The following is a 7,375-nucleotide window of genomic DNA, read 5'->3' as shown; positions in this document are numbered from 1 at the left end:
CAGGGATCCCAAGGCAGCCCGGGCATGTACGGCCACCTGTTCTTGGGAATCCTGGGCCAGCCGGGTCAGTCCGGCGCGAGCGGCTTCTGTTCCCAACTTGGCCAGGGCAATGCAGACGCGGTAGCGCAGTTGCCAGTCGTCGGAATCAATGAGGGGATCCAGGTAGGGGATGGCCCGCGGATCCCCCAGATCGCCCAAGGCAGCGGCAGCGGCTGTGGTGATCAGCTCGCTCTTGTCCTGCAAAGCTTCCACCAGAGTGTCGAAGGCGGCAGGGTTCCCCAGCTCTCCCAGGGCAGCGATGATGCTAAACCGTACCAGCCACTCCGTTTCTCGCCGATAAGCTTCCAGGAGATCGGCCAGGGCCTGTGGCTGCTTGAGATCCCCCAGGGCAGCGGCGGCAGCAGCCCGCACATCGAACTCCGGATCCTCTCGCAAAGAGCGCTGCAAAATGGGCAACAGTAGGTTCGGATCGACGCCAGACAGGGTGCCCATCTGGCTGATGGCAGCATAACGGACGCGGGCATTCTCGTCGTGAATCGCTCGCTGCAGCAATGTCAGGGCTTCTGGCCCAGGCAGTTCTCTGGCTTTGTTGACAGCGCGCAGCCGATTTCCCAAGTCTTGTGAGTTCAACAGCTCCAGCAAAGCGGGCAGTGCCGGAGGATCCCCAGAGGTTGTTGTCATATCCCATTCTCTCCATAACCCTCCTCGGCCATAGCGAGGGAGGAAAAGCCGATGTTATTATCTTGAAGCAGTGCATCCAGTCCCTTGATCTTATGGCCTTATTGCAACAAGAGAAGCAGCAGATCATTGAGAGCTATCGACTGCACGACACCGACACCGGTTCTGCCGAGGTTCAGGTGGCTCTGCTCACCAGTCGCATCAACCAGCTCTCTCAGCACCTTCAGAGAAACCCGAAGGATTTCAACTCCCGCCGCGGCCTGCTGATGATGATCGGTCGTCGCAAGCGTTTGCTCAACTACATCGCCAAGCATTCTCCTGACCGCTTCCGGGAGCTGGCCGAACGGCTGAACATCCGGGTGAAAAAGTAGGCAGCCCATCCAAAACGCTATCGGAGATCTGTCTTCGTGGGCAAATCCAGCCGCCAGTCCAAAACCTTTCGCCGTCGCTCCCCCTCCGCCTCTGTTGAGGTGGAGAAGAAGCCGGCCAAGAAGGAGCCTGTTGCCGTGATTCCCCCTGAGGTCAGCCGGCGGATGGTGCGGCGGATTCTGGTGTTTTCTGGGATCCCTTCTGGGCTGGGCCTGAGCAGCTTTTTTGTGAATTACTATCTCTTGACCAACCATGTGGTCGCTCTGCCCCCTTACTTCACCTTGGCGGAGTCGCTAACTTTGTTTGGCCTTGGTTTTTTGGGCATCAGCTACGGTGTGTTCTCGGCTTCCTGGGATCCCGAGCCGGGATCCCTGCTGGGAATTGGAGAATTCCGGCGCAATTTGGGCAACGTCATCCAACAGTGGCGGGAATCTGCTGCCCGATCTTCTGAATCTTCCGACTCTGGAGAAGCTTGATTCTTCTCCCATCGCCTTTTCCAGGCCGGTTGCTGCCTACAATCAAGAGGGATCCAAGTCCATTCTGGCGGCAGCGGCTACCCCCAGTTCTCCAGCATGAAAATAGCCTACTTCGACTGTGCGGCGGGCATTGCCGGCGATATGTGTCTAGGAGCCCTGCTGGATTGCGGGGTGCCTTTGGAGTACCTCAACCGTCAGCTCCAGGCGTTGGGCATCGAGGGGGAATATAGCCTGCAGGTGAGCCGGGTGCAGCGGTGTGGGCAGCCTGCTCTGCAAGCTGTGGTGGAGGTGCTGGGATCCCAGAGTGGGGGATCCCTTGCTCGGCATTGGGCAGAGATTCAGGCTTTGATCGCGGGATCCCAGCTTTCCCCAGCCATTAAGGCCCGCAGCTTGGCGGTGTTTGAAAAGTTGGCGCAGGCGGAAGCAAAAGTCCATCAGATGCCTGTGGAAAAAGTGCACTTTCACGAAGTGGGGGCAGTGGATGCTTTGGTGGATATTGTCGGCACTTGCATTGGCCTGGATTGGCTGCAGGTGGAGCGGGTGTTGTCATCCCCCCATCCTGTTGGGGGCGGCTGGGTGAGCACAGAGCATGGCAAATTGGCCGTGCCGGTGCCGGCGGTGATCGAGTTGTGGGAAATGGGCCGCGTGCCGGTGTTCAGCAACGGGGTGGAAGCCGAGCTGGTGACCCCCACAGGAGCAGCCTTGGCTGTGGCGTTGGCGGAAGAGTTTGGCCCCTGTCCGCCGATGCGGGTGGAAAAAGTGGGGCGTGGGGCCGGTGCCCAAGAGCTGCCCATTCCCAACGTGTTTCGTCTCTGGATTGGGGAAGCCAATGGGGGAGAGCTAACGGAAACGGTATCGGTGTTGCAAACCCAAATCGACGATCTCAACCCCCAAGTGGTTGCCTACACCTGCGAGCAGTTGTTGGCCCTCGGGGCCTGGGACGTGTTTACCCAGCCGATCACCATGAAACAGGGGCGGCCGGGGATCCTGCTTACCGTCATCTGTCCGCCGGATCGGGTGCCGGAGTGTCAAGATCTCATCTTCCGGGAGACCACCACCCTGGGCATTCGCCACTTCCAACAGCAGCGCACCCTGCTGGAGCGGGTTATCGAGCGGGTGGAAACCCCTTACGGCTTGGTCGACATCAAAGTGGCCCGCCACCATGGCCGCATCGTCAACGCTCAGCCGGAGTTTCGCGACTGTGTGGCCCGCGCCCAGGAGTTTCACGTGCCGGTTCAGACGGTGTGGCTGGCGGCCCAATCGGCTTGGCAAAGCCGGTTGCAAGGTTGAAGAGACACCGAACCTGTTCCACCCCCAATGGAATTTGCTCCTATTGAACACAGATTGGCAGCCGTGGCCTGCTAGCCTGGGAGATGTCGATCTTGCTCTCTCCGCCGACCACAACAATGGAATCCCAAGCCTCTCAATTTAACTTTGACCGCAAACTGTGGGATCGGTTTATCACCGTGGCCCAGCCCTACTTTTACCCCAGAGTGCGCTATGGGGGCTGGATCTTTTTGGGCTTGCTGGCAGCGGCCATGGTGTTTGTGGTTGCCCTGATGTTCTTTGTGGAGATTGGGGTAACTTTGGTCGGTCAGGCCCTGTTCCCAGAGTTTTTTACCAATGTGGCAGCCGGATTGGTGGCCCAAACGAAGAGAAACTTGTCCTCGCCGGTGCTGTGGGTAGCCGCGATCAGCTTGGCTTTGAGCAGCCTTTGTTTTGGGGCAGTGTGGCGGCAGCTTCGCCAGCGCTGGTTGCAGTGGGTGCTGCTCACCTTTTTGCTGTTTCTGTCGCTGACGGTCAACCGGCTGAACGTGATGATCAGCTTTATCTTTCGGTTTATCGACACAGCTCTGCAGCAAAAAGAAGAGCCCACTTTCTGGCAGTTTTTGATTATTTATGGAGTGCTGATTATCTCAGCCATTCCGATTTTGGTGATCTACCGCTACACTCGCCTCAAGCTAGGGCTGTTTTGGCGAGAATGGCTGACCGATCATTTTCTGGATCGCTACTTCGATCAGCGGGCTTACTACGAGCTGGATTCCAACGCCGCCAACACCGAAATCGACAACCCCGACCAGCGCATTTCCGAGGATGTTCGCTCCTTTACCGGCACCACCCTCTCCTTCCTGTTGGACATTCTCGACTCGATTCTCACCCTCTATGCTTTTACTGGCATTCTCTATGGCATTTCTCGTCCGTTGGCGTTGGGGCTGGTGGTCTATGCCACCATTGGTACCGCTATTGCCATTTTGGCTGGTCGCAAGCTGATCAAAATTAACTTCGATCAACTGCGCTACGAAGCCGATTTTCGCTACAGCTTAGTGCACGTGCGGGATAATGCCGAGTCCATTGCCTTCTACCAGGGAGAGGATCAAGAACTCAGGCAAATTTTGCATCGCTTTGGTGCGGCCTTGCGCAATTTTAACTTGCTGATCATCTGGCAGGCCATCATCGATATTTTCCAGTACGCCTACAACTATTTCACCCGCATTGTGCCCTATGTCATCGTCGCCCCCCTTTACTTCAGCGGCGTGCGAGACTTCGGCACCATCACCCAGGCCACCATTGCCTTCAGCCAGGTGTTGAGCGCCCTCTCCATTGTGGCCAACCAGATCCAGAGCATTTCCAGTTTTGCCGCTGGGATCAACCGCTTAGGCTCCTTTCACGAGTCTCTGGAAGATCCGGCGCTGCGCCACACCGGCGCTCGGGAAAGCAACATTCAAACTCGCATTGCCCAGCAATTGGCGCTAAACCACGTCACTTTGCTCACCCCCAATTCAGAACGAACCCTGGTGCGGGATCTCTCCTTCGCCTTGGAAGCCGGCCAGCGGCTTTTGATTGTCGGTGTTAGCGGCAGCGGCAAAAGTTCCCTATTGCGGGCCATTGCCGGCCTATGGACCAACGGCCAGGGATCCATCGCCCGCCCAGATACTCAGGAGATGCTCTTTTTGCCCCAGAAACCCTATATGCTGCTGGGATCCCTGCGGGATCAACTGCTCTATCCCAAACGCCGCCGAGACCTCACCGATGAAGATCTCATCCGAGTCTTGGCCCAGGTGAACCTGGGAGACTTGCCGGAGCGGGTGGGCGGCTTTGATGTGGAGAAAGACTGGGCCAGCACTCTCTCCCTTGGGGAACAGCAGCGTCTTGCCTTTGCCCGCATTTTGATCACCCAGCCCCGCTACGCCATTTTGGACGAGGCCACCAGCGCCCTGGATGTGGCCAACGAAAAACTGCTCTACCTGCAGCTGCAACACCTGAACACCACCTACATCAGCGTTGGGCATCGCCCCACCCTCCTGGCCTACCACGACTTGGTCTTGGAGCTGCAGGGGAATTGTGCCTGGCAACTGTGGTCGGTGCAGGAGTACGGTGCCCGCCTAGCCCTGGCCAGCTAGCAGCGCCGACATCTCCAGCTGACTCAAATGACAAGCTTTGCGGGTTTGGGACAAAACCCGGATAGGAGGCTGACTTTTCCAACTGGACGCTCTTCAAAGGAGGTGATAGCCTGTTATTCACAAGTATTCCGACCGGTTTACCGGAGATCACCAATGCCCCCCATGATCCCATCCGAGGCCAAGCGCTCCAAGGTGGAGCAGATCAAGGCAGACAGCCACTTTCTACGGGATCCCCTTCAGCAGGAGCTGGCCCAAGACACCACCCACTTCAGCGAAGCAGCGGTGCAGGTGCTGAAGTTTCACGGGGCTTACCAGCAGGACGACCGGGATCGGCGGCAGCAGCGAAAGCAGGAGGGGCTGGAGCGGGCCTATTCGATGATGTTGCGCACCCGCATCCCAGGGGGACACGTGCCCCCCCAGCTTTACTTGACCCTGGATCGGCTGGCCGATGAGTACGGCAATGGCACCCTGCGAGCCACAACGCGGCAAACCTTTCAGTTGCACGGGATCCTCAAGAAAAACCTCAAGGCCACCATAGCCAGCATTCTCAAACAGATGGGATCCACCCTGGCCGCCTGCGGCGATGTCAACCGCAACGTGATGGCACCGGTTGCCCCCTACAAAAATCGCCCTGCCTATCGCTATGCCCAAGAGTATGCCCGCAAGCTGGCGGATCTGTTGGCTCCAAAAACCTCTGCCTACTACGAGATCTGGGTGGATGGGGAGCCGGTTCCCATCCCACCGGTGGATGAGGAAGTGCGGGAAGCAGAGCAGTTTGTGGGCAACGGGGTGCGCCTGGAGGGGCCAGAACCTCTGTATGGCCCCGTCTATTTGCCCCGCAAGTTCAAGACAGCCATCACCGTAGCTGGGGAAAACACGGTAGATGTGTACTCCCAGGACTTGGGCTTGATTGTGCTCACGGATCGCAAGGGCAACTTGAAGGGCTTCAACATTGTGGTGGGTGGGGGCATGGGGCGTACCCACGGCAAGGAAGAAACCCAGCCCCTTTTGGCCCAAAAGCTCTGCTTTGCCCCGCCGGAATCGGTGTATCGGGTTTGCCAAGCGGTTTTGGCGGTACAGCGGGACTACGGCAACCGGCACGACCGCAAGCAGGCGCGGTTGAAATACTTGGTGAGAGACTGGGGGATCCGCAAGTTTCGCCGTGTGGTCGAGCAGTACCTGGGGGAGAAGTTGTTGCCCTTCCGGCGCATGCCCAAGTTTGTCCCCAACAGCGACGACTACCTGGGCTGGCACGAGCAGGGGGATGGCCGTTGGTTTTTGGGCATTTCCATCGAAAATGGCCGTATCCAGGACACCCCAGAGCGACAGCTCAAGACGGCACTGCGCCGGATTGTGGAAGCCTTTTCTCTGGACATGCGGCTGACCCCCACTCAGGACGTGATCTTTATTGACATCGAGGATGGCCAGCGGGAGGCCATCAACCAGATCCTCAAATCCCACGGGGTGCTTTCCAAGGAAGAGATCCCCCAACTGGTGCGGCTGTCGATGGCCTGCCCTGCCCTGCCCACCTGTGGGTTGGCGATTACCGAGTCGGAGCGGGCTTTGCCGGGGCTGGTTCGCCAGTTGGATCGGCTGTTGCAGGAGCTGGATCTGCAGGATTCGCCCTTTTTGGTGCGCATGACCGGCTGCCCCAACGGCTGTGCCCGACCCTACTTGGCGGAACTGGGATTGGTGGGATCCGCCCCCGATGGCTACTACCAGATTTGGCTGGGAGCCAGCCCCCGCGGGGATCGCCTGGCGCAAGTGTTTCAGGATCGGGTACACATCAGCCAGATCGTGCCGCTCATGAGAGTTCTCCTGCAGGTCTACAAGCAGGAGCGCCGTCCTGGCGAGAGCTTCGGCGACTACTGCCACCGGATGGGGATCCCCTATTTGCAGGCCCAAGTTCAGCAAAGGGATGGCGTTTTTGCCTGAAGGGATCCCTCAAAAACGAGACCAAGCCTGTAGCCATTCCCGGAGCGCTTCCAGCCATCCAAGCGGTTCAGGCTTGGTTGCTTCTGGAGCTTGCTCCTCGCCAGCCGGCAAGCTAACTTGGTCAGGGTGCACCCTGTAAACTCGGATGGGTTTGGCGTTGGGAAAAGGTTTCACCGAAAGAGGCTCCACCTGCAGGAGTTGCCCTTCCACGGCTCGATACACAGCTGCCGAGATGAGCAACCGAGAGCTCTGTTCCTCAGACTGTTCCCCCCCTTGCGAAACATCCTCAACCGACTCCAGCCAGGTGGCAAACTGAACCGACTTCCCGAAGGCGGACAACCGCTGCGGATCTTGGGGATCGAGGGGCAGCAAAAGGACTGGGCCGTAGTGGATCCCGATGGCAAGCTTGACCTGCGGGTAGGAGAGTTGCCGCAAACACCTGTTCAACTCCACCACCGACTGCCCAAGCGCCAACCCCGCCTGCAGCGCCTGCTGTATGGCCAGCTCGGGTTGTTT

At 58.5% G+C, this 7,375-nt stretch carries 7 protein-coding genes; 5 read left to right on the top strand and 2 right to left on the bottom strand.

Annotated elements, in window-relative coordinates; all coding sequences use genetic code 11:
- Nucleotides 1-681, bottom strand: a 681-nt coding sequence (locus tag NW820_RS07055; protein ID WP_414329553.1) for a HEAT repeat domain-containing protein, incomplete at its 3' end; no start/stop codon positions are given.
- Nucleotides 682-773: 92 nt separating this feature from the next.
- Between NW820_RS07055 and rpsO the strand changes: the two genes are divergently transcribed.
- The 5 genes from rpsO (at nt 774) to NW820_RS07030 (ending at nt 6,859) form a co-directional block, all read left to right on the top strand.
- Nucleotides 774-1,049 (top strand): 30S ribosomal protein S15, encoded by a 276-nt coding sequence (gene rpsO / locus NW820_RS07050; protein ID WP_011431855.1) that lies wholly within the window; start codon nt 774-776, stop codon nt 1,047-1,049.
- Nucleotides 1,050-1,085: 36 nt separating this feature from the next.
- Nucleotides 1,086-1,523, top strand: a complete 438-nt coding sequence (locus NW820_RS07045; protein ID WP_414373786.1) for a PAM68 family protein — start codon at nt 1,086-1,088, stop codon at nt 1,521-1,523.
- Between the two features lie 96 nt (nt 1,524-1,619).
- Entirely contained in the window at nt 1,620-2,813 is a 1,194-nt protein-coding gene (larC, locus tag NW820_RS07040) for a nickel pincer cofactor biosynthesis protein LarC (RefSeq protein ID WP_414407078.1), read from the top strand.
- An 83-nt stretch (nt 2,814-2,896) separates the two neighbouring features.
- Entirely contained in the window at nt 2,897-4,924 is a 2,028-nt protein-coding gene (locus tag NW820_RS07035) for an ABC transporter ATP-binding protein/permease (protein WP_414407077.1), read from the top strand.
- A 153-nt stretch (nt 4,925-5,077) separates the two neighbouring features.
- Nucleotides 5,078-6,859 carry an NADPH-dependent assimilatory sulfite reductase hemoprotein subunit gene (locus NW820_RS07030; RefSeq protein WP_414407076.1) on the top strand — a complete coding sequence of 594 codons (1,782 nt, stop codon included), beginning with the start codon at nt 5,078-5,080 and terminating at the stop codon, nt 6,857-6,859.
- 9 nt (nt 6,860-6,868) lie between these two features.
- Here the strand turns inward: NW820_RS07030 and NW820_RS07025 are convergent.
- A partial coding sequence (locus NW820_RS07025; RefSeq protein ID WP_414407075.1) for a hypothetical protein occupies nt 6,869-7,375 on the bottom strand: 507 nt, incomplete at its 5' end.

Source organism: Synechococcus sp. R55.7 (genome assembly GCF_047461955.1).
In the GTDB taxonomy this organism is placed as follows: Bacteria; Cyanobacteriota; Cyanobacteriia; order Thermostichales; family Thermostichaceae; genus Thermostichus.
This window is presented reverse-complemented; position numbering and strand designations above follow the sequence as displayed.